Source organism: Bradyrhizobium sp. CCGB20 (assembly GCF_024199855.1).
In the GTDB taxonomy this organism is placed as follows: domain Bacteria; phylum Pseudomonadota; class Alphaproteobacteria; order Rhizobiales; family Xanthobacteraceae; genus Bradyrhizobium.
In genome coordinates this window covers 9,002,344-9,025,273 of sequence record NZ_JANADN010000001.1, presented here as the reverse complement: position 1 = coordinate 9,025,273, position 22,930 = coordinate 9,002,344, and the positions used below count along the sequence as shown (strand labels likewise).

At 65.2% G+C, this 22,930-nt stretch carries 18 protein-coding genes and 1 pseudogene; 6 read left to right on the top strand and 13 right to left on the bottom strand.

Annotation, left to right across the window (positions count from 1 at the left end):
• The first annotated feature begins 53 nt into the window (after nt 1–53).
• Complete coding sequence (locus NLM15_RS42555) at nt 54–728, top strand: DUF938 domain-containing protein (RefSeq protein ID WP_254123951.1); 675 nt, start codon at nt 54–56, stop codon at nt 726–728.
• Nucleotides 729–903: 175 nt separating this feature from the next.
• On the opposite strand, the pseudogene NLM15_RS42550 reads toward NLM15_RS42555, so the two are convergent.
• Nucleotides 904–2,984, bottom strand: a pseudogene (locus NLM15_RS42550) (prolyl oligopeptidase family protein).
• Nucleotides 2,985–3,180: 196 nt separating this feature from the next.
• Here NLM15_RS42550 and NLM15_RS42545 point away from each other — a divergent pair.
• On the top strand, nt 3,181–4,428 hold the full coding sequence (locus NLM15_RS42545; RefSeq protein WP_254123950.1) for an MFS transporter: 1,248 nt from the start codon (nt 3,181–3,183) through the stop codon (nt 4,426–4,428).
• Between the two features lie 195 nt (nt 4,429–4,623).
• The gene (locus tag NLM15_RS42540; RefSeq protein WP_254123949.1) at nt 4,624–5,862 is read left to right on the top strand and encodes an MFS transporter; all 1,239 of its coding nucleotides are present in this window, start codon (nt 4,624–4,626) and stop codon (nt 5,860–5,862) included.
• 91 nt (nt 5,863–5,953) lie between these two features.
• Here NLM15_RS42540 and NLM15_RS42535 read toward each other — a convergent pair whose 3' ends face one another.
• Together NLM15_RS42535 and NLM15_RS42530 are read right to left on the bottom strand one after the other, a co-directional pair.
• The gene (locus NLM15_RS42535) at nt 5,954–6,448 is read right to left on the bottom strand and encodes a VOC family protein (RefSeq protein WP_254123948.1); all 495 of its coding nucleotides are present in this window, start codon (nt 6,446–6,448) and stop codon (nt 5,954–5,956) included.
• A 90-nt stretch (nt 6,449–6,538) separates the two neighbouring features.
• Nucleotides 6,539–7,084, bottom strand: coding sequence for a carboxymuconolactone decarboxylase family protein (locus NLM15_RS42530; RefSeq protein WP_254123947.1), 546 nt, complete (start codon nt 7,082–7,084; stop codon nt 6,539–6,541).
• 138 nt (nt 7,085–7,222) lie between these two features.
• On the opposite strand from NLM15_RS42530, the gene NLM15_RS42525 reads away from it, so the two are divergent.
• Nucleotides 7,223–8,422, top strand: coding sequence for an acyl-CoA dehydrogenase family protein (locus NLM15_RS42525; protein WP_254123946.1), 1,200 nt, complete (start codon nt 7,223–7,225; stop codon nt 8,420–8,422).
• 144 nt (nt 8,423–8,566) lie between these two features.
• Nucleotides 8,567–9,706, top strand: coding sequence for an acyl-CoA dehydrogenase family protein (locus NLM15_RS42520; protein ID WP_254123945.1), 1,140 nt, complete (start codon nt 8,567–8,569; stop codon nt 9,704–9,706).
• 240 nt (nt 9,707–9,946) lie between these two features.
• On the opposite strand, the gene NLM15_RS42515 is transcribed toward NLM15_RS42520, so the two are convergent.
• The 10 genes from NLM15_RS42515 to NLM15_RS42470 form a co-directional block, all read right to left on the bottom strand.
• Entirely contained in the window at nt 9,947–10,984 is a 1,038-nt protein-coding gene (locus tag NLM15_RS42515; protein ID WP_254124726.1) for an amino acid ABC transporter substrate-binding protein, read from the bottom strand.
• An 86-nt stretch (nt 10,985–11,070) separates the two neighbouring features.
• Complete coding sequence (locus NLM15_RS42510; RefSeq protein WP_254123944.1) at nt 11,071–11,664, bottom strand: L,D-transpeptidase; 594 nt, start codon at nt 11,662–11,664, stop codon at nt 11,071–11,073.
• A 345-nt stretch (nt 11,665–12,009) separates the two neighbouring features.
• Nucleotides 12,010–12,984, bottom strand: coding sequence for a hypothetical protein (locus NLM15_RS42505; protein ID WP_254123943.1), 975 nt, complete (start codon nt 12,982–12,984; stop codon nt 12,010–12,012).
• A gap of 78 nt (nt 12,985–13,062) precedes the next feature.
• Nucleotides 13,063–13,626: a thioredoxin family protein gene (locus NLM15_RS42500; protein WP_254123942.1), complete on the bottom strand. Its 564-nt coding sequence runs from the start codon at nt 13,624–13,626 to the stop codon at nt 13,063–13,065.
• Nucleotides 13,627–13,658: 32 nt separating this feature from the next.
• Nucleotides 13,659–14,357, bottom strand: coding sequence for a cytochrome c biogenesis CcdA family protein (locus NLM15_RS42495; protein ID WP_254123941.1), 699 nt, complete (start codon nt 14,355–14,357; stop codon nt 13,659–13,661).
• Nucleotides 14,358–14,858: 501 nt separating this feature from the next.
• The gene (locus NLM15_RS42490; RefSeq protein WP_212487708.1) at nt 14,859–15,470 is read right to left on the bottom strand and encodes a sigma-70 family RNA polymerase sigma factor; all 612 of its coding nucleotides are present in this window, start codon (nt 15,468–15,470) and stop codon (nt 14,859–14,861) included.
• 329 nt (nt 15,471–15,799) lie between these two features.
• Nucleotides 15,800–16,534 (bottom strand): response regulator, encoded by a 735-nt coding sequence (locus tag NLM15_RS42485; RefSeq protein ID WP_254123940.1) that lies wholly within the window; start codon nt 16,532–16,534, stop codon nt 15,800–15,802.
• Between the two features lie 23 nt (nt 16,535–16,557).
• Nucleotides 16,558–18,303: a DUF3369 domain-containing protein gene (locus NLM15_RS42480; RefSeq protein ID WP_254123939.1), complete on the bottom strand. Its 1,746-nt coding sequence runs from the start codon at nt 18,301–18,303 to the stop codon at nt 16,558–16,560.
• On the bottom strand, nt 18,273–20,273 hold the full coding sequence (locus NLM15_RS42475; RefSeq protein ID WP_254124724.1) for an ATP-binding protein: 2,001 nt from the start codon (nt 20,271–20,273) through the stop codon (nt 18,273–18,275). The genes NLM15_RS42480 and NLM15_RS42475 overlap by 31 nt, the downstream gene beginning before the upstream one ends.
• A gap of 83 nt (nt 20,274–20,356) precedes the next feature.
• Complete coding sequence (locus tag NLM15_RS42470) at nt 20,357–21,352, bottom strand: TRAP transporter substrate-binding protein (protein ID WP_254123938.1); 996 nt, start codon at nt 21,350–21,352, stop codon at nt 20,357–20,359.
• A gap of 201 nt (nt 21,353–21,553) precedes the next feature.
• Here NLM15_RS42470 and ugpB point away from each other — a divergent pair, with 201 nt between their 5' ends.
• A complete protein-coding gene (gene ugpB, locus NLM15_RS42465) occupies nt 21,554–22,879 on the top strand; it encodes a sn-glycerol-3-phosphate ABC transporter substrate-binding protein UgpB (RefSeq protein ID WP_254123937.1) in 1,326 nt (441 codons plus the stop codon).
• The last annotated feature ends 51 nt before the right edge of the window (nt 22,880–22,930 follow it).

The following is a 22,930-nucleotide window of genomic DNA, read 5'->3' as shown; positions in this document are numbered from 1 at the left end:
TTTGGGCGCTCATCCCGTTTTTTACGCGTTCTCGTTTTTCAAGGGGACCTCAATTGGCTGAATATGTCGTCGAATTTGGCAGGGACGGCGGACGGGTCGAGTCCGATGGGCGGCTCGATGCCCCGGCATTTCATCGCAATCACGAGCCGCTCTGGGCGGCGCTGGAAAAGCATCTCGCAGGCCTGACCGGCAACGTGGTCGAGCTCGGCAGCGGAACCGGCCAGCATGTGGTCCATTTCGCCCGGCATACGCCCGGTCTGACCTGGTGGCCCAGCGACCTCAACCAGCGGCATCTCAAGAGCATCGAAGCCTGGCGCATTCATTCGGGCCTGCAAAACATCCGCAGCCCGCTGCGGATCGATCTCACCGATCCCGACTGGTGTCCGGAGATGCGAAGCGGGCAGGGCCCGACAAGCCTTGCCGCGTTGTTCTGCGCCAACGTCATCCACATCGCGCCATGGAGCGTGGCCGAGGGCCTGTTCGCCGGCGCCGGCCGCTATCTGCGGGCCGACGGCAAGCTGTTCCTGTACGGGCCGTTCAAGCGCGACGGCAAGCACACCGCGCTCAGCAATGCCGTGTTCGACACCTCCTTGCGCGAAGGCAATCCCGAATGGGGCGTGCGCGATATCAGCGATGTCGAGACGCTCGCACGAGGTGCGGGCCTGCGTCTCGTCGATACGATCGACATGCCGGCGAATAATCTAACGCTGGTATTTGCGCGAGGGTGAGGCGCGAGGCGCTTTGGTAGCATCTCGGCCTTATGGTTCGAGACGCGCCGCAAGGCGGCGCTCCTCACCATGAGGGTCTGAAGTGTTATTGCCGCGAGGCAAGTCCTCATCCTGAGGAGCCCGCCATCGGCGGGCGTCTCGAAGGATGGCCGCGAGCTTGGTTTTCCGAAGCGCGTCAGGCCTCGCCATCCCTCCACCCGATCTTCTCCTTCAAGAACCGGAAGCCGAGCACCTCGAAGCCGGCGCGCTCCTTGTTGTCCTTGCCGTAGCCGTGACCGCCCGCTGCCGGCTCGTAGAACCAGGCCTCGTAGCCCATCGCCTGGAGCTTCGCGGTCATCTTGCGCGCATGGCCGGGGTGAACGCGGTCGTCGCGCCGCGTCGTGGCGATCAGGATCGGCGGGTAAGTCTGGCCGTCCCTGACGTTGTGATAGGCGGAGTAGGTCTTCAGCCACTCCCACTCTTCGGGCTTGTCGGGGTCGCCATATTCCGCGATCCAGCTCGCGCCCGCGAGCAGCTTGGTGTAGCGGCGCATGTCGATCAGCGGGATGGTGCAGAACAGCGCGCCGAAGCGCTCGGGATAACGCACCAGCATGTTGGTGATGAGGATGCCGCCATTCGATCCGCCCTGCGCGGCGATGCGCTTTGCTTTGGTCACGCCGCGGCGGACGAGATCGGCGGCAACGGCCGCGAAATCGTCGTGCGAGAGTTTCTTGCCGGCGAGCCGGCCGGCGTCGTGCCAGCGCGTGCCGAACTCGCCGCCGCCGCGCAAATTCGCCTGCACAACGGTGCCGCCGCGCTCCAGCCACAGCTTGCCGAGCGAGGGGTTGTAGTATGGCTTCACCGCATGGGCGAAACCGCCATAGGCGCTCATATAGACCGGCGCGTCGCCGGTCTCGCCGGCCGGTCCGGTCTGCACATAGGGAATGCGCTCGCCGTCGACAGAGATTGCCTCGTGCTGCGTCACCACGAGGCCGTCAGGGGTGAACGTCTTCGGCGCCTGCTTCAGCACGGTCGGGCTTGCGACGCCGCGCGCGAGCAACAGCAGCGACGGTGGCGTCAGCGGGTCCTGCACATTGGCGAGCAGGTCGCCATTGCTTTCGGACGGATGGCGATCGAGCGGCCAGATGTCGACGACGCCGATCTGCGGCAGGCCGGGAAGTGTCTCGCGGCTCCAGCTCGTGGTGGACGGCGTGCAGATCTCGAAGCGCGGCCTGAGCTCGTCGAGGATCGAGAGGACGAGCTTGCCCGCGGCCAGAACAGGCCCTGCAGGGCGCGTCGCGGAGCCGGCTCGAACAGAACCGCAAAATCGCGGCTGCCGGCGAGGAACGCCGAGAGCGATATGCCGAGCACCGTGTCGGTGGCGTAGGTTCGTTCTTGAGTCTGCTCTTGGACCGTCCAGTCCTTGCGCAGCTTCATCGCGAACCAGTCGCCATGCGCCTGCATCCAGATGCCGGTCGGCAGATCGAGCTTTGTCGTCGCACCAGTCGCATCGCGCAGCCAGATCGCGTGATTGAAAAAATCGATCTGGTCGACGATCCAGACCCGCGGCGCCGCCCCGGTGTCGTCGACACCACCATAGATCACCATGTGATCGGCGGTAGTCTCGGCGATCATTTCGGCCTGATCGACAGGCTGGCCACGCCGCCAAAGCCGCACGGTTCGTGCATAGCCGGAGCTCGTTGCCATGCCCTCGCCATGCGCGCTCGATAGCAGCAGCGTGTCGGCATCGAGCCAGTCCGCGCCGCCTTTCGCTTCCGGCAGCGTAAAGCCGTCCGGCACAAAACTCTTCGTGGCGAGGTCGAACTCGCGCAAGGTGACGGCGTCGCTGCCGCCGCGCGACAGGCTCAGAATCGCCCGCGAGCTTCCCGGCCTCGTCGCGATCCCGCTGAGCAGCCAGTCCTCGCCTTCGCTTACCGCAAGCTGGTCGACATCCAGCATGATCTCCCACGCCGGATCGGCCTTGCGAAATTCCGCCAGATTGGTCCGCCGCCACAGGCCGCGCGGGTTGGTGGCGTCCTTCCAGAGATTGTGCAGATCATCTCCGCGCCGGCTGACATAGGGAATGTTGTCGGGACGATCGTAGATCGTGGCGAGGATGTCGCGGTCGCGCTCATAAGCCTTCCCGCCGAACGCGGTGAGCGTCAGTTGATTCTGCCGTTCGACGAAGTCGAGCGCCTGCTTGCCTTCGATCTCCTCCAGCCAGAGCCAGGGATCGTCGTCGGGAGCGCTGAGCGTGGGCCTGTCGTCGACGGTCATGATCGAAACTCCGGAAGTAGCGGCGGATAGGATTTGATCGAGCGCAAGCCGTCAAGAGCGCGGCCCGCTATCATCCCGCCGATTGCGTCAGAGGCATGGCCTGCGCCCGTTTGCGCCGGTTGCCCGCCCTCCCGCGCCCCTCCATAGTGCCGGGAATCAACCAAGCTCCTGAAGATCCCCCTGGGCGGAAATGCCGATGCTAGACGTGACGACAGCCAGCGAGATCGCCGACGATGTCCGCGTGCGTGCCAATGTGGTGCGCCTCGCCGCGGCGCAGGCGCTGACCGGCGCCAACTCGGCGGTGATCTTCGCGACCGGCTCGATCGTCGGCGCGACGCTCGCGCCCGACATGTCGTTCGCGACCGTGCCGATCTCGATGTACGTGCTGGGGTTAGCGGCCGGCACGCTGCCGACCGGCGCGATCTCGCGCCGCTTCGGCCGCCGCGCGGCCTTCATCGTCGGCACGGGTCTGGGTACGCTCACCGGTCTGTGCGGCTGCTTTGCGATCCTGCATGCTTCGTTCGCGCTGTTCTGCCTCGCGACCTTTCTCGGCGGCCTCTACGGCGCGGTGGCGCAATCCTACCGCTTCGCCGCCGCCGACGGCGCGAGCGCCGCCTACCGGCCGAAAGCGGTGTCCTGGGTGATGGCCGGGGGCGTGTTCGCCGGCGTGCTTGGTCCGCAGCTCGTGCAATGGACCATGGACGTCTGGTCGCCCTATCTGTTCGCCTTCAGCTTCCTGGTGCAGGCCGCGGTCGCACTGGTCGCGATGGGCATCGTCGCCGGCGTCGACATGCCCAAGCCTGCGCCCGCCGATCTGCACGGCGGCCGGCCGCTGCTCACCATCGTGACCCGGCCGCGCTTCATCGCGGCGGCGCTGTGCGGCGTCATCTCCTATCCCATGATGAATCTCGTCATGACCTCGGCACCGCTCGCCATGAAGATGTGCGGCCTGTCCGTGTCCGATTCCAATTTCGGTATTCAATGGCACATCGTCGCCATGTACGGGCCGAGCTTCTTCACGGGCGCACTGATCGCGCGCTTCGGTGCGCCCAGGATCGTCGCCGCCGGCCTGTTGCTGGAGGCCGTTGCTGCCGGCATCGGTCTCTCCGGCCTCACTGCGATGCATTTCTGGGCCACGCTGATCGTGCTCGGTGTCGGCTGGAATTTCTCCTTCATCGGCGCCTCCGCGCTGGTGCTGGAGACGCACCGGCCGCAGGAGCGCAACAAGGTGCAGGCCTTCAACGATTTCCTCGTGTTCGGCATGATGGCGATCGGCTCGTTCTCCTCCGGCCAGCTGCTTGCGAATTACGGCTGGTCCGCGGTGAACATGGTGGTGTTCCCGCCGGTGCTGCTCGGCCTCGCCGTGCTCTCGCTGGCGTCCTGGGCCCGCCGCCGCAAGGCGCGGCTCGAGGCTGCGATGGGCGAGTTCCCGGATGCGATCTGACGTATGATCCGGAAAAGTGTGGAGCGGTTTTCCGATAAGATCATACTCAACAAGGTTGGCAGGAGGCTGTCAGCAACGTTGATACTTCGATCCAGGTCGAAGTGATTTTCGGGAGCCCGGTTGTTACATGATGCTCGTCATCGACAGGCGGGCGTGAAGCACGGCGCTCGCGGGGGAAACGAAGGACCAGCGCAAATGCTCGACAATCCCCGGCCCACTGCGCCCATCGACGAATCCTCGCTTCGTTACGAAGGCTGGCGCATCGTCGCGGTCTGCTTCCTGCTTGCGACCTTCGGCTGGGGGCTCGGCTTCTACGGGCAGAGCGTCTATGTTGCCGAGCTCCAGCGCGCGCGGGGCTGGCCGGCTTCGCTGGTCTCCTCGGGCACGACGTTCTTCTACCTGTTCGGCGCGCTGCTCGTCGTCTTCGTCGGCGAGGCCGTGAGGAAATACGGCCCGAGGCTCTGTCTCATCGCCGGCACGCTGGCGATGGCGGCGGCCGCGGTCGCGATCGGTGCGGTGCGCGAGCCCTGGCAGCTCTATCTTGCGGACGCCGTGCTCGCCTTCGGCTGGGCCGGCACCAGTCTTGCCATGATCACCAACACGATCAGCCTGTGGTTTGACCAGAAGCGCGGCATGGCGATCAGCCTGGCGCTGAACGGCGCCAGCTTCGGCGGCATCGTCGGCGTGCCGCTGCTGGTGACGTTGATCGGCCATGTCGGCTTTGCCAGTGCGATGTACGCCACCGCCGGGGCCATGCTGGTGCTGCTGCTGCCGGTGATCCTCATTCTCGTCGGACGGCCGCCCGATCTTCACGGCTGGCATGCGGCGGCGAAAGCGAAGCCGCAATCGTCGACGCAAATCCGCGCATGGGCGTTGCGCGATGTCGGCTTCCTCACGGTGACGATTGCGTTTGCGCTGGTGCTGTTCGCGCAGGTCGGCTTCATCGTGCACCTGATCTCGTTCCTCGATCCCGTGATCGGCCGCGAACGCGCCGCTGTTGCCGTTGCGCTGCTGACCGCGATGGCGGTGGTCGGCCGGGTGCTGTTCTCGATGGTGATCGACCGGCTCAACCAGCGGCTGGCCTCCGCGCTGTCGTTCCTGAGCCAGGCCGCAGCGCTGTGCGTCGTCATCAATTTGCACAACGACTACGTGCTGATCGCGGCGTGCGCGGTGTTCGGCTTCTCGGTCGGCAACCTCATCACGCTGCCGTCGCTGATCGTGCAGCGGGAGTTCGACAGCGCCTCGTTCGGCGTGCTGATCAGCTTGAATACCGCGATCAACCAGGTGACGTATGCCTTCGGCCCCGGTGTCGTCGGTTTCCTGCGCGATTGGTCCGGTGGCTACGCGCTGCCGTTCTATCTCTGCATCGCGCTGGAGGTGACAGCTGCGGCGCTGATCATGGTGCGGGGGAAGCCCCATACGAAGACTGCGTAGGGTGGATTAGCCGAAGGCGTAATCCACCAACTTCGTCCTGCATTCGCCGAGGCATGGTGGGTTACGCCTTCGGCTAACCCACCCTACGGCATCACCCCTCGCGCACTCGCAACAACGCTTCCACATCCAGCCGCTTCGTGACCATGGCAAGCTTGCCATCCGGCCCGAACGGCCATTGCTCCCGCGGCTTGTCCCAATACAGCTCTACGCCGTTCTGGTCCGGGTCGCGCAGATACAGCGCCTCGCTGACGCCGTGGTCGCTGGCGCCATCCAGCGCAATGCCGGCCGTCAGCACCCGATGCAACGCATCCGCCAGCGCCGGCTGCGTCGGATAAAGGATCGCGGTGTGGAAGAGCCCCGTGCTGCCCGGCGGCGGCGGCGAGCCACCCTTGCTTTCCCAGGTGTTGAGCCCGATGTGGTGATGATAGCCGCCGGCCGAGATGAAGGCCGCACCCGAGCCCATGCGCTGCATCAGCTCGAAGCCGAGCACGCCGCAATAGAAGCCGAGCGCGCGATCGAGATCGGCGACCTTGAGATGGACGTGGCCGATCCGGGTCCCGGCGGCGACGGCTTGGTTCTGCGGCATGTGGCTGCTCCGTTGTTGAACTCCACATAAACAGGGCTTCGGGACAGCGCTACGGCCCCATCCCGAAACCCTGCGTTTCCGGATACGAAACTATGACAGCTCCGGCACCTCGCCCTCGGGCAGCTCGAACTCGAACGTGTTCAGTGTCATCGACACCATGGTGTAGTAGCCGCACAGCCCGATCACCTCGACGACGCCGCGCTCGCTGAGCACTTTCACCGCCTCAACATACAGCCCCTTCTCGACGCCGTGACCCTCGTGCAGCGACTTCGCGACGTCGTAGATCATCCTGCCCTTGGGATCGTCGAACTCAGGCGTGCGACGGTCGCGGATCGCGTCGATGATTTTCGGGTCCATGCCGCCCGCAAGCGCGAGGCGCTTATGCGCATACCATTCGTAATGCGCAGTCCAGTGCCGCGCCGTCACCAGGATCGCGATCTCCGAGAGCTTGGCGGGGAAGATCGTGTCGTAGCGCAGCACCTCGCCGAGCCGCGTGGCGTGACGGGCCATGTCGGGGCTGTTGAGCCATGCCATCATCGGCGCCGGCGGCTTGCCGCGCTTGCCGGCAATCGACTCGTCATAGGTCTGCCGCTGGCTCTCGTTCATTTCGCCAGGCGAAAGGAGTTTCAGGCGCATTCTCGTTTCCTCTTTGTTTTCAAGCACCGTCGTGGCGGCGACTATAGCCGAACGCGCGCCACGGAAGTGGTTGAATTCCACGGTGCGATGGCCCAGAGTCGCGCCCAACAAGTCGATTTTTGATTGATGGAAACGACCATGAGCGACACTGAGACAGCCGATCTCGAAGAATTCCGCAAGCAAACGCGCGCCTGGCTGGAAGCCAATTGTCCGCCGGAGATGCGTAAACCCGTGACCTCCGACGGCGACGTGTTCTGGGGCGGACGCAATACGAAATTCGCGTCCGAGCCGCAGCGCATCTGGTTCGAGCGCATGCGCGACAAGGGCTGGACCGTGCCGGATTGGCCGAAGGAGTATGGCGGCGGAGGCCTCAGCGCTGCCGAGCACAAGGTGCTGCGCGCCGAGATGGCGAAGATGGGCGCGCGTCCGCCGCTGTCGAGTTTCGGCATCTGGATGCTCGGACCGGCTTTGCTCAAGTATGGCAATGAGGCCCAGAAGAAGGAGCATCTGCCGAAGATCGCGGCGGGCCTGATCCGCTGGTGCCAGGGCTATTCCGAGCCGAACGCCGGCTCCGATCTCGCCTCGCTCCAGACCCGCGCCGAGAGCGATGGCGACGATTTCGTCATCACGGGTTCGAAGATCTGGACGTCCTACGCCAATTACGCCGACTGGATCTTCTGCCTCGTCCGCACCGATCCCGCCGCGAAGAAGCATGACGGCATCAGCTTCATCCTGTTCGACATGACCTCGAAGGGTGTGACGACCAAGCCGATCCTGCTCATCTCCGGTTATTCGCCGTTCTGCGAGACTTTCTTCGACGGCGTCCGCGTGCCGAAGTCGCATGTGGTCGGCACCGTCAACCGCGGCTGGGACGTCGCGAAATATCTGCTCCAGCACGAGCGTGCGATGATCTCGGGCATGGGCGAGCGTGGCGTCGGTCGTCCGCTCGGCCAGATCGCGGCCGATTCCGTCGGCTCCGATGCGCTGGGGCGGCTCGACGATTCCATGCTGCGCGGCAAGATCGCGACGTTCGACGTCGATGAAGCTGCGCTTGCGGCTTGCGCCGAGCGCGCGGTCGATCTCGCCAAGGCGGGGCAGGCGCATCCGGCGTTCTCGTCGGCGATGAAATATTACGGCACCGAGCTCAACAAGCGCCGCTACGAGATCCTGATGTCCGCCGGCGGCGTCGACGCGCTGGAATGGGAGAGCGAGCGCTCGAAGCAGGGCGCCCGTCCGCGCGCCTGGCTGCGCACCAAGGCCAACTCGATCGAGGGCGGCACGACGGAGGTGATGCTCGGCATCGTCGCCAAGCGCATCCTGGATTTGCCGGGGGCGTGAGGTTCTCCGTCGTTCCGGGGCGCGCGACAGCGCGAACTATGGTGCGCAGTTGCGCACCTGAGAACCTCGAGATTCCGGGTTCGATGCTGCGCATCGCCCCGGAATGACACCAACAGATTTGCAAGACCTTAGAGATTGAACATCATGGCCCTCGTCCTCACCGAAGAACAATCGATGCTCCGCGACTCCGCGCGCGGGCTGATCAGCGACAAGGCGCCGGTGTCGCACCTGCGGCATTTGCGCGACGCCAAGGATCCGACCGGATTCTCCAAGGAGCTGTGGCACTCCTTCGCCGAGATGGGCTTTGCCGGCCTGCTCGTGCCGGAAGAGTACGGCGGCAGCGGTCTCGGCTTCATGGAGGCCGGGATCGTGATGGAGGAGATCGGCCGCACCTTGATGCCGTCGCCGTTCCTCGCCACCAGCGTGGTGGCAGCCTCGGCGCTGAACCGCGGCGGCAATGCCGCGCAGAAGTCGGAATATCTGCCGAAGGTTTCCAACGGCTCGCTGCTCGCAACGCTCGCGATCGACGAAGGCGCAAAGCATCGCCCGCTCCAGACCAGCCTCCAGGCGGTGCGCGCCGGCAACGGCTTCAAGCTCTCCGGCGCCAAGGCGTTGGTCGTCGACGGCCATGTCGCCGATCTCTTCATCGTCGCCGCGCGGACCGCTGGAGCGGCCGGCGAGCGCGATGGCCTGACGCTGTTCCTGGTCAACCCCAAGGCCAAGGGCGTATCGATCGAGCGCACCATCATGGTCGATGCGCATAATGCGGCGCGGATCGAGCTTGCCAATGTCGAGGTCAACGCCGACAGCGTGCTCGGCGAGGTCGACCAGGGCGCCACGCTGCTCGAGGGCGTGCTCGACATCGGCCGCGGTGCGGTCGCCGCTGAAATGGTCGGCCTCAGCGACGAGGTGTTCAACCGCACCGTCGAGTACCTCAAGAACAGAAAGCAGTTCGGCAAGCTGATCGGCGAATTCCAGGCGCTCCAGCACCGCGCCGCCGAACTCTATGTCGACATCGAGATCACCCGTGCCGCCACGATGAAGGCGCTCCAGGCGCTGGACGCCGACGTCACCAAGGCCGCATCAAGCGTCGCCGTGGCCAAGGCCCGCGCCGGCACCACCGCCACCCGCGCGGTGCAGGAAGGCGTGCAGATGCACGGCGGCATGGGCATGACCGACCAGTTCGACATCGGCTTCTTCATGAAGCGCGCAAGGGTGTGCGAGGAATTGTTCGGCGATGCGAACTACCACACCGAGCAACTGGCGCGCACGCGGGGGTATTGAGGCGCTACTCGTGCAACACGGCACCCTGCGCTCCCTCCCCCCTTGCGGGGGAGGGCAGGGGAGAGGGGTAGCCCAGGAAAGGGTCTGTCCGTCGCGAGAGGACAGCTCGCCTCACGTGGAGCGCGAGCGATAGAGTGTGCCGTGTGGTACCCCTCTCCCTAGCCCTCCCCCGCAAGGGGGGAGGGAACGCAGCGCGCGCTTCATCAACACCGTCACCGCAATGACGACGGTTAGACCTCTCTACCTCATCGGCGGTGCATACTGCACACCACCTGCATTCCACAGCTGGTTCATGCCGCGCGGGATTTTCAGCTTCGACTTCTCGCCGATGTTGCGCTCGTACATCTCGCCGTAATTGCCGACGTGGCGGATGATGCGGACGACCCAGTCCTTGGTGAGGCCGAGCTGCTCGCCGTAATTGCCCTCGGTGCCGACCAGGCGCATCACTTCCGGCTTCTTCGACTTCAGGGCCTCGTCGATGTTCTCCGAGGTCACGCCGAGCTCTTCGGCGTTGATCATCGCGTAGAGCGTCCACTTCACGATCATCATCCAGTCGTCGTCGCGCTGGCGCACGACGGGAGCGAGCGGCTCCTTGGAGATCATGTCCGGCAGGATCATGTTGTCGCCGGGCTTTGAGAGGTTGAGCCTGAGCGCGTAGAGCTGGGAGACGTCGGCCGACAGCGTGTCGCACTTGCCGGTGTCGTAGGCCTTCACCACATCGTCGAGCTTGTCGAACTTCACCTCTTCATACTTCATGTTGTTGGCTTTGAAGTAATCGGCGACGTTGAGCAGCGTCGTGGTGCCGGCCTGCACGCAGACCTTGCTGCCGGTCAGGTCCAGCGAGGTCTCCTTGTTGCGCGAGCGCGGCAGCATGAAGCCTGCGCCGTCGTAATAGGCGACCGCGGGGAAATAGAGGTCGTAGTCGAGCTCGCGCGCCATGCTCCAGGTCGAGTTGCGCGAGAGGATGTCCACTTTCCGGCTCTGCAATTCCTTGAAGCGCTCGCCGGCGTCGAGCGGGACGAACTTCGCCTTGCCCGGATCGTTGAAGATCGCGGAGGCCACCGCGCGGCAGAAATCGACGTCGAAGCCGGTCCAGTTGCCCTTGTCGTCCGGGATCGAGAAGCCCGGCAGGCCCTTGTTGACGCCGCACAGCACCTCGCCGCGGCGCACGGTGCGCTTCAGCGTGCGGGTATCGTAGAATTCATAGATGATGGCCAGAACGGCGACCAGCACGGCGACCGCGAGCCCGATCAGCAGGCCGCCTCGGAATGTGCGCATCATGTTGCTCTCTCGAAAAATCGGGAAAAAGGAATTGGGGGAGGGCGCAGAGCATGATCCCTGGGGATCATGCTCCAGCGATAAGCTTAGAGTTCGGGCTTCTGCCGGATGACCACTTTGGTGCCGACAGGGACGCGATCGTAGAGATCGGCGACGTCATGGTTGACGAGACGGAAGCAGCCCGAGGACACCTTGGTGCCGATCGTGTCGGGGCGGTTGGTGCCGTGGATGCGATAGACCGTGGTGCCCAAATACATGGCGCGGGCGCCGAGCGGATTGCCGGGGCCGCCGGCCATGAAGCGCGGCAGATAGGGCTGGCGCTGGATCATTTCCGGCGGCGGCGTCCAGTCCGGCCATTCCTTCTTGTTGGTGATGTTCACCAGCCCCTGCCACTGGAAGCCGTCGCGGCCGACGCCGATGCCGTAGCGGATCGCGCGCCCGCCGGGCTGCACCAAATAGAGATGCCGCTCGGCGGTCGAGATGATGATGGTGCCCGGCGTTTCGGTGGTGCGGAAGTACACGACCTGCTTCTGCCATTCCGGCTCGAGCTGGTAGGCGTCGTCGGCGACCAGACCCGGCTCGTCGCCGCGGTCAGGCTGCTGGGCGATGGCTTGCGGTGCGGACAGGATCAAGCCGATCGCGGCCACGACCATCCCGGTCAGTCGACGATAATCCGTCATTTCAAGCTCTCCCCGCTGCCACAGCGCAAATCATTCGGAACCATCAAATCTCAGGGGCATGTTCATGGCAAGTTAATGGCACACCCGGCTGGTATGTCACGAGAATGCTTTGGTTTTTTGACGGGCTCTCGCAATGCCACAAACAGGGGATGGCGCGAAAAGCCTAGCGCTGGGCTGGATGCGCTCCCTCCCTCGCGTGCGGGGGGCGGGGGGAGAGGGTGTCTCCGCGATGGGGCACTCCCGATGCGGAAAGAACCCTCACCCGCGCCTTCGCGACCTCTCCCGCAAGCGGGAGAGGCTCAGACCGAGTTCGAGGCTAAATCGTCCAACCCAACAGGCACTGCGCTAGATCTTGTTGCTTTCCGGCGAAATCCCGAGCCGGCGGACGATTTCGGTCCCCACGGCGCGGGCCTCTGGCCGCGACCCGATGCGGGGGCTGCGAAACCGTTGCCCCGAGCGCAATCGGATCGTGACGATACAGTGCTCGTCCTCGGAGCGGCCGCGGCGCTCGACGGTGATCGTCTTCACCTCGTGCCCCTCGATATGGTCCGCGCGCGGCGTGCCGTCGCCCCACAGGCGTTCGACGCGGATGTCGCTCTCGCGGATGATCCAGAACGCGCCGGTCACGAGGTTGGCGTAACGGTGCACGGCGAACGCCGCAATCACGCCAAGCGGCAGCAACAGGATGTCGACATGCGTGGGCGGCCATCCGCGCCAGAGCTTGTACGCGTAGGGCACGGCGGACAACGCGACCGCGATCAGCGACACGATGCGGATGTCCCGCGCGGAAAATGCCTCGAGCGGTTCGCCGAGATGCATCTCGGGATTGCTGGCATCGAGCGGATTGACCGGCTCCTCGACATTGGGAACTTCGAACTGCGCAGCGATCCGGGCCACGGTGTCGCGAACATGGGTGACGTCGGCGATCGGTGGGGACGTCAGGCGTTCCCCCGAAGCGAGCGTGAAGACGAGTTGAAAGCGGGCTTTCACCCGCTTGCCGCCGGGAACCTGCAATCCGCTGATGTCGTCTTTTGCGACGACCCGCGTGCGGAGCTTTCCGAACGGACTTTGTCGCCCGATCAGGATCTCGTTCGGCGTGATGATCCACACCACCGCCGGCGCCAGCATGATGCCGCCGACGAACCCGGCTCCCACGAGGAGCGCAACCACCGATATGATGATTTCCAGGGGATCGCGCGTGAACAGGCCCGGCGTGAAGCACAGCGCGACGGCCGCCGCGAAGGCGGACATGACAAGCCGCTGCGCGATCGAGGAGCCCTCACGAAGGCGAATGTCGGTGCTGATGGTCGCGGCGTCCATTGCGGGCGGCTGATTCCGATGCCGCGAAACTCCACGGACGGGTCCGTGGAGTCAAGCAACAACGTCGCGCCTGCGGCTTCAACTATTGGCGTTCAGCAGCCCGGCCACCGTGCGGTCGATCTGGTCGTAGGCGCCTTCGCCCTCGTGCTGGAACACGATCTTGCCGTTCTGGTCGATGATGTATTGCGCCGGCCAGTACCGGTTGCTGTAGGCGTTCCAGGTCTTGGAGTCATTGTCCTGCGCCACCGGATAGGTGATGCCGTGGCGCTTCAGTGCGGCCTGCACGTTGGAGGCCGAGCGCTCGAACGGGAATTCCGGCGTGTGCACGCCGACCACGACGAGGCCCTTGTCCTTGTATTTGGCGTAGAGGTCGGTGACGTGCGGCAGCGTGTTGACGCAGTTGACGCAGCCATAGGTCCAGAAGTCGACCAGCACGACCTTGCCGCGCAGGTCGGCGATGTTGAGCGGCTTCGAGTTGAACCAGTTGTTGATGCCGGCGAAGTCGGGCGCGGTCTGCCGGCTTGCGGCCGCGGTCACCATTGGCGCTGCGCGCGCGGCCTCGTCGCAGATGCCGGGGATGACGGCGCCCGTTACGGCCATGCCGATCAGTGCAGCGGAGACGGCGAGCAGTTTGAAGGTCATGGAAAAAGTCCTCCGGTTGAGATGCGTGATGATCACAGGCCGATCTGGCCGGTGGGATAGAAGCCGGTGAGCCACGCCACGATCAGCGTGTCGTATTGGAAATAGGCGGCGACGGCGAAGGCGATCACGACGACGCCAAAACCCTGCTGCAGCCGCGGCGAGATCCGCGCGAGGCTGCGCACCCGCGTGGTCGCGGCCTGTCCGCCATAGGCGATCGCAAGCATCGGGATCGCTGCGCCGATGGCATAGGCAATCAGCAGCACGCCGGCCCAGCCGGCGTTCTTCGAGGTCGCGACCAGCGTCAGGATCGAGCCGAGCACGGGACCGGCGCAAGGCGTCCAGACCAGGCCCAGCGTGGTGCCGAGCACGAGGCCGCCGAGCGCGCCCTCGCGCTGCACGGCGCCGGCATTGCCGAGATCGAGCCAGCCGTTGAGCCGGATCGACAGCCATTCAAACGGCGCCGGCCACAGCATCAGCAAGCCGAAGCCGAGCAGCAGGATCGAGGCGGCCTCGCGCAGCACGTTCGGATCGAAATCGAACAGCCGCGTGATGGCACCTAACAGCAGCGCGGCCGCCGAGAACGAGACGACAAAGCCAAGCGCGATCATCGCCGGCCGCAAATGTCCCGCGCGCCCGATCGAGGCGCCGAGCAGGATCGGCAGCATCGGCAGGGTGCAGGGCGCGGCGATGGTGAGGATTCCGGCAAGCACGGCAAAGAGAAGTTCGAGCATCGAGCCACTCGTGAAGGGGGTCACGAGGGGAGTTCGTGCTGGATGCAGCGGTCGTTACGCGGCGTCACACGTTCGTGACGGGCGATTGTTTTGGGAGGCAATTGTGCCGGCTAATGCGGCAGCGCGCTCCCTCCCCCCTTGCGGGGGAGGGTGGGGGAGAGGGGTAGCCCCGGGATCGGTCTGAGTTCGTGGCTACCCCTCTCCCTGCCCCTCCCCCGCAAGGGGGGAGGAAATGAGAGAGCGGTGCCCGCCTCACTCAGATGCGGCCAAGAACATCGGGGCTGCGGCATCGCAAAACCCAAATACAAAACGACCCGGACGGGGGCATCGTCCGGGTCGCTGGAGGTCTTGGGAGGTTTAACGAAACCGTATGTAAGCTTTATAGGAGGGGAGTTTTTCCGCCTGATGTTGTGCTTTGTTTCAATTGTTTCGTCGGCGGTAACACTTCCGTGTCCGGGGACAGGGCCGCAGCGCGGTCCTATCCCATTGAAATCCTTGGCCTTAGGCGGCGAAACGGTCGACGCCGGCGCCCTTAAGCAAATCGGCCAGTTGCTTGCGGGCATAGAACATCCGCGTCTTCACCGTGCTCTGCGGGATGCCGATGATCTGACCGACCTCCTCCACCGACTTCTCGTGGTAGTAGACGAGGTTGATGATCTCGCGATGCGCGGGCGACAGTTTCTGCACGCAGGCGCGCAGGATGGCGCTGGTGTCGTTGCGGTCGAGCGAGCTCTCCGGCGTCTCGGCATCGTCAGGGATCTGGCGCACGTCGTCCTGGTCGATGTCCTCGAAGCGGCGCTGGCGCATGGCGGTCAGCGCCTTGAAGCGGGCGATCGAGAGCAGCCAGGTCGAGACCTGCGAGCGGCCCTGGAATTGGCCTGCGGTGCGCCACACGTCGAGGAACACCTGGCTGACCAGATCTTCCGCCGTGGTCGCGTCACGCACGATGCGCAGGATGAAGCGATAGACCCGCACATTGTGCCGGCAATAGAGGATGTGCATCGCTGTCCGGTTGCCGTCGGCAATGCTCTCCAGAAGCATATCGTCCGAGGTCGCCTGAGCGGCAATGATGCTCTGGCTGGCTTGGGCGTTGATGGCGATGACGTTCGGCATTGACTTAGCTCCCCGTAGCGCCGCAACCGAGCGGCGTTTCCTTGGACCAAAGTGTTAATCAGCCAACGTTTCGGGACGTCTGCACCAAAAGCGGAAAATGGTTTCGTGCGCCGCCAAATTGTTTCGTCGGACAGGGCGCGACGAAACATTCGGGACAAAAAACCGTGGAATTTCAATATACGGAAAATACGGGGGTCGGGTCTGGAGGGGCGCCGGAGGGCGGCTGGAACGAAGCACGAGGATTTGCGTTCGGTCGCGCCAAGAAATCAGCTTTCCGCCCCGGCTCGACGCGCGCTTGTCTGGGGCGACAGCGGTAGGTCTGGCGCGCCCTACGCCTTCTCGCCCGAGGGCGAGAACAGATAGCCGCCGCCGCGGATGGTACGGATCACGGCCGGCTTGGTCGGGTCGGGCTCGATCTTGCGGCGGATGCGCATGATGCGCAGGTCGACGGCGCGATCGAAGGCTTCGGCGTCGCGCGCATTGGCGAGCTCCAGCAGGCGCTCGCGCGACAGCACGCGCTTCGGGTTGGCCGCAAACACCTTGAGCAGCCCGAACTCGGACGCGGTGAGCGGATGCTCGTTGCCCTCGTCGTCGCGCAAGGCCTGCGCTTCGAGGTCGAGCCATTTGGTGCCGAAGCGCACCAGTTGGTCCTTGTCCGATTTCGCAGGCGCCTCGGCAGCGGCAGCCTTCACCGGCGTGCTCCGCCGCAGCACCGAGCGGATGCGCGCCATCAGCTCGCGCAGCTCGCAGGGCTTTGCCACGTAATCGTCGGCGCCGAGCTCGAGACCGACGACGCGGTCGATCGGGCTCGCGGTCGCCGTCAGCATGATGACAGGCACGTTGATCCGGCTCTTGAGGTCGCGGATGATCGAGAGGCCGTCTTCCTCGGGCATGTTGAGGTCGAGCACGACGAGATCGGGCATGCCGCCGTCGATCGCGGCGCGCAAGCTCTTGCCGCCGTCGCACAGCGTCACGGTGAAGCCGTGCATCTTGAGGTAATCGCCGACCATCTCCCGGGCCGGGGCCTCGTCGTCGACGATCATGATGTGCTGGCTTTGGGTCATGTCATCAGATCTCGGTACTCAAATCACGGCAACTCGGTCGCGGGCAGGGTGATGGTGAAGGTCGATCCCTGGCCGGGACCGTCGCTCTCGGCCGTCACCTCGCCGCCATGCATGTCGATAATACGCTTGACGATGGAAAGCCCAAGCCCCGTCGAGCTCTCGCCCGCGGTCGGTTTGGCCGATAGCCGCTGGAACCGGCCGAACAGGCGGCCCAGATCCTCCGGCGACAGGCCGGCGCCCTGGTCGCTGACGCGGACGATGGTATCGCTTCCCTCATGGGTGACCGCGACGATGATCTTGCCGCCGATTGGGCTGTATTTGATGGCGTTGCTGATGAGATTGTCGATCGCCTCGCGGATGCGGTCGGTGTCGCACATGGTGACGATGTTGGGTGGCGCGGTGACGCTGATCGCCTGCTGCTTGTTGACCGCGAGCGGATGGTTGGCCTCGGCCACCTCTTTCACCAGCGCCGCGACGTCGACCGGCTCGCGGCGGATGGTGATGTCGAAGGCATCGGCCATCGCGTCCGAGATCAGGTGATCGACCATCGTGGTCAGGCGCTTCGTCGCATCGCGGATGTGATCGACCTGGGCGACGACGCCGTCGGCCGACGCGCCGGTCGAGATCAGCTCCTTCAGCATCTCGGTGCGGCCGAGGATGACGCCGAGCGGGTTCTTCAGATCATGCGCGACGGTGCCGAGGATCTCGTTCTTGAAGCCGTTGGCGCGCTGCAGCCGCAGCCATTGCGCCGAGAGGCGGCGGTTGGCCTGCATCAGCGCGCGGGTGCGCTGGGCCACGCGATCCTCGAGCTGCGTGTTGGCGTCCTGGAGCTGCTGATAGAGGATGACGTTGTCGAAGGCGATCGAGAGCCGGCTGGAGAAGATCTCGACCAGCGAGCGATCGGTCTCGGACAGCTCGCGCTCGGCCTGGAGCAGCACCACCACCTCGCGGCCGCTTCCGGTCCGCAGATAGATCACGCTGCGGTGGTCGGCGAATTCGTTCTTGCGGCCCTGGAAGGCGGCTTCCACCATCGTACGCAGGTCGGGGTCGAGCGCCTTCGACGAGGTCGTGCCGATGAAGCGGCTGTAGCAGCCGCTGCCGGCGAGCACGGAGAGTTCGGGGTCCACGCCGCCATTGTCGCGCAAGACCAGTATACCGGCGCAGTCGACATTGAGCAGCGAGGCGAGCTGGGTCAGCACGCCCTCGGCGAGCCGCTGCATCGACTTGAAGTCGTACAGCGTCGAGGCGGCGTCGATGATGATCTCGAGCCCGCGCCGCGTCTGCACCATGCGCTCGAGCTGCTGATAGGAGCGCAGCGCCGCGGTCAGCGAGGTGAACAGCTTGTCGGCGGTGAGCTCGGTCTTGGCCTTGTAGTCGTTGATGTCGTACTGCACGATCACGCGCCGTTCGGGCGCCTGGCCGGGCTGTCCGGTGCGCAGGATGATACGCACGGTCTCGTTCTTGAGCTCGTTGCGGATGAACTCGACCAGCTCGAGGCCGGCGACGTCGGTCTCCATGATGACGTCGAGCAGCACGGCGGCGATATCGCCGTGTTCGGCCATCAGCTTGCGACCTTCCGCCGCGGAATGGGCGGAGAGGATCTCCAGGCCCTGGCCATTGAGGCTGTAATCGGACAGCGCGAAGCGGGTGCCGTCATGCACGGCCGGATCGTCGTCGATGACGGCGATCTTCCACTTCCTTGCGTTCTGGTCCTCCGGTGCGGCACCGGTATCGTCGATCAGGTGGAGGACATCGTCCTGTTCGGCCATTGAGAAGTCCCGTCAGTCTCTGTGCTTTGCGTGCCGCCCTTGGCGATCCGCGGCATGATAATCCGAAAAGTAGTGCCTTGTCCCAGCTTGGATTCCAGCATCATGCGTCCGCCGAGCTGCTGGGTGACGAGGTTATAGACGATATGAAGCCCGAGTCCCGTACCACCTTCATTGCGCCGGGTGGTAAAGAATGGGTCAAAGGCCTGGCGCTGCACGTCCGGGGTCATGCCGGCCCCGTCATCGGCGAAGATGATCTCGATGTCGTCGGACCCGCGCGGCCGCGCCGAGATCGTGATCGTGCCGGCGCGGCCGTCGGCAAAGGCGTGGTTGGCGGCGTTGAGGAAGAGGTTGGTCAGGATCTGGCCGTAGGAGCCGGGATAGCCGTCCAGCAGCAGCCCCTCGGGCACGTCGACCTGGAGCGTGATCGGCGAGCGCTTCAGGACCGGACGCAGGCTGGCGATGATCTGGTCGGTGGCTTCGCTGAGTGAGAACTGCCGCCGTTCGGCATGCGACCGGTCGACCGCGACCTGCTTGAACGACTGGATCAGCTCGCCGGCGCGGGTGAGGTTGGCGACGAGCTGCTGCGAGGCGTCGCGCGAGGATTGCACGAACTCCTCCAGCTGCGAGCGGCGCAGGCCGCCGTCGCCCTTGAGCTGGGCCTCGAAGATCTCGGTGCGCCGGGCGAAGCTCGAGGCAACGGTCAGGCTGATGCCGATGGGGTTGTTGACCTCGTGCGCGACGCCGGCGACGAGGCCGCCGAGGGCCGCCAGTCGTTCGGCGTCGATCAGGTTCTGCTGCGCGGTGTTGAGCTCGAGCAGCGCGCTCTCGGCCTTCTCCTTGGACGCGCGCAGCTCGTCCTCGGTCTCGCGCTTCGCGATCGCGTTCTCGCGGAACACCTCCACCGCGCGCGCCATGGCGCCGACCTCGTCGCGTGCCTTGGTGCCTTGCACCTCGCGGTCGAGGTCCCCGAGCGTGATCGCGCGCATCGCGGTCATGATCTGCTGCAGCGGCAGTCGGATCGACAGCGCGATCAGCACGCCGGCGGCGAGGATGACGCCGAGGAAGATCATCGCAATGGTGAGGACGCGGCGAGAAATGGCCGCCAGCGTGCGGTCGAAGGTCTCCTGCGCCTTCTGCTCGCGCTGGCGCATCTTGGTGGAGAGATCGTCGATGGCGCCGATCGCCTCGGCCTGGCTGGCGTCGATGGTGTTGCGCAGCAATTCGGTGCGGTTCATCAGCTGCTCGGAGAGTTTGGCAAAACCCTCGCGCAGCGCCATGGTGCGGGCGCCGAGCCGTTGCAGCGCCATGCGCTGCAGATCGTTGTCGGCGAGATCGATCATGACCGGAATGGTCTTCTCGATCGTCTCGGTGTTGCGGCGCGCGTCGTCGGCAGCACCGGGCGACAGCGACAGATAATAGGAATTCGCCGCGACCAGCATCGCCGTGAAGGCCTCGCGGGACTTGCCGAGCGAGGGCCAGATCAGCGCGTCGCGATGGCCGGTGGCCCCCTCGATGATGGAATAGAGGCCGGCCATGTCCCTGGCCGGGCCCTGCACCTGCTCCTCATAGGTCTTGGCGATGGTCGCCTGCACGACGCGCAGCTCGCCGAAGCCGTTGAGGAAGCGGTCGGTGGTGCGCTCCAGCTCCTCGACCGAGCCCGACAGCATCGGGTCCTTGGCGGCACGGTCGGTCAGCGTGCCCAGCACCGCCTCGCGCAGCAGCAGGATCTCGGCGAACAGGTCCGGACTCGGCTGGTTGATGTAGCGGTGGATCAGATTGTGCAGGCGCCCGGTCTCGCTTTCGAGCAGCGCCAGAATGCGGTCGGACTCGCGTACCTGGCGGACGTCGTCCCAGGCTGACCCCAGCACCTGCGAGCCGTTCCAGATCAGGCCCACCAGCACCACCACCACGGCGGAGTTCAGCGCCGCGATCGACAGGATGCGCCAGCGGATCGGCACTGCCCGGAGCATGCCGACCAGGCGGGCGCGCAGCCGCCCGAGCGGGCCGGGCGGCCTGTCTCCGTGCTCGCTGTGTCCAAGTGCAGCCAAGCGGCTCACTCCACCTTGCGAATGCGTTCGATCAGCGCGGCCGCGGCGGGATCACGCCCCGCCTTGGCATAGATCGCAGCCATCGCGTCCTCGAACGGCTTGCGGTCGATGTCCTTGACGACCGTGATGCCGGCGGCCTCCGCCTTGCGCTGCGACTGCTCCTCGAGGTCGCGCCACTTCTCGCGCATGAACCGGCTGGAGCGCGCCGCGGCCTCGCGGAAAATCTGCTGGTCTTCCGCCGACAGGCTTGTCCAGGCCTTCAGCGAGATCACCAGCACTTCCGGGCTCATCGTGTGCTCGGTGAGCGCAAGGTGGCCGGCATGCTTGTAATGGTCCGTCGTCACGAACGACGGCCAGTTGTTTTCGGCGCCGTCGATCAGATGGTTGGCAAGCCCGGTGAGCACCTGCCCATAGGGCATCTCGACCGGCTCGGCGCCGAGCGAACGGATCATCTGGCTCATCAACTCCGACTGCTGCACCCGGATCCTCAATCCCCTGAGGTCCGCGACGCTCCGGACAGGGCGGACCCCGTTGTAGATCGACCGCGCACCGGAATCGTAGAAGGCGAGCCCGACGAAGCCGTAGGGCTCGAAGCTGCCGAGGATCTCGCTGCCGATTGGCCCGTCCAGGACCTTCTGCATGTGCTCGATGGACCGGAACAGGAACGGCATGGCCAGCACGTTCATCGCCGGGACGAAATTGCCGATCAGCGCCACATTGGTCCGGTTGAGGTCGATCGCGCCGACCCGGGTCTGCTCGATGGTCTCCTTCTCCTCGCCGAGCTGGCGGGAGTGGAACACCTTCACCTCGTGCCGGCCGCCGGTGCGCTCGGCGATCAGGGCGCCCATGTAGCGCAGCGCCTGGACGGTCGGGTAGTCCTGGGTCTGGGTGTCGGCGGCGCGGAATTCGCGCGCAGCAGCGCTCGTCGCGCAGACCGCGAGCAGAATCGCAACGAAGATCAACCCGGCCCGCGAGAGTTCGGCACGGTTCAGCACTGGCACACTCAACCCCTCAGTGGTGGAGTCTATGGCGAAGCAAAAAGGTTCAACGCAATCTAGCAGATGGTTAAGGGAAGGCCATCCTGCCGCACCCCGCGGGGCGATTGTGCGTTGCAGCCGCCGTTCATTCCCGGTTGAAACAGGAAATGCCGGGCCTTAAGCAGGTATAGTCGCCCTTTGCCGCGCGACACGGGAAGAGCCATCGTGATTTCAGCATCGCGTCTTTTGCGGCTCGTCGCCGCCTTCATCATCCTCACCTGGCCGCTCCAGGCGCGTGCCGCCACGGAGATCGCATGGTGGCACGCCATGTCCGGCGAGCTCGGCCGGCAGCTGGAAAAGCTCGCCTCCGATTTCAACGCCTCGCAGTCCGACTACCGCATCGTGCCGAGCTACAAGGGCAATTACACCGAGACGGTGACCGCTGCGATCTTCGCCTTCCGCTCGCGCAGCCAGCCCGCGATCGTCCAGGTCAACGAGGTCGCCACCGCCACCATGACTGCGGCCAAGGGTGCGATCTATCCCGTGTTCAGCATGATGAAGGACATGAACGAGCCGTTCTCGCTCAACGATTACCTTCCCGCGGTCTCCGGCTATTACACCGATGCGGCCGGCAATCTGTTGTCGTTCCCGTTCAATTCCTCGACGCCGATCCTCTATTACAACAAGACCATGTTCCGCGATGCGGGCCTCGATCCGGAGGCGCCGCCGAAGACATGGCCCGAGCTGGGGCTTGCTGCAAAACGCCTGCGCGAGCGCGGCGCGGTGTGCGGCTTCACCACGTCCTGGCCGTCCTGGATCCATATCGAGAATTTCGCCGCCTTCCACAATCTGCCGCTCGCGACGCGGACCAATGGCTTTGCGGGGCTGGATGCCGAGCTGACCATCAACAACCCGGTCGTCGTGCAGCACATCGCCCGGCTTGCCGAGTGGCAGAAGGACAAGGTGTTCGACTATAGCGGCCGCGGGCAGTCGGCCGAGCCGCGCTTCCAGAAGGGCGAATGCGGCATCTTCATCGGCTCCTCGGCGACGCGGGCCGACATCAAGGCGAATTCGAAGTTCGATATCGGCTACGGCATGATGCCGTACTGGCCCGACGTGAAGAACGCGCCGCAGAACTCGATCATCGGCGGTGCCACGCTGTGGGTGCTGCGCGATCGCCCGCGCGAGGAATACAAGGGCGTCGCGCGGTTCTTCGCCTATCTGTCGCAGCCCGGCGTGCAGGCGGCCTGGCACCAGAACACCGGCTATCTGCCGATCACCCGCGCCGCCTACGAGCTGACGCGCGCGCAGGGCTTTTACGAGCGCAATCCGGGCTCGGCGATCTCATTCGAGGAGATCACGCTGCATCCGCCGACGGAGAACTCGAAGGGCATCCGGCTCGGCTCCTTCGTGCTGATCCGCGGCGCCATCGAGGACGAGCTGGAGCAGGCCTTTACCGGCCAGAAGGGCGCGCAAGCCGCGCTCGATGCCGCGGTCGAGCGCGGCAACAAGCTGCTCCGCCAGTTCGAGCGCGCCAGCCCGGATAGGTAGCGGGCGGCCTGAGCGCGCGCCTCGTCCTTCGAGACGCCCGCCTCTGGCGGG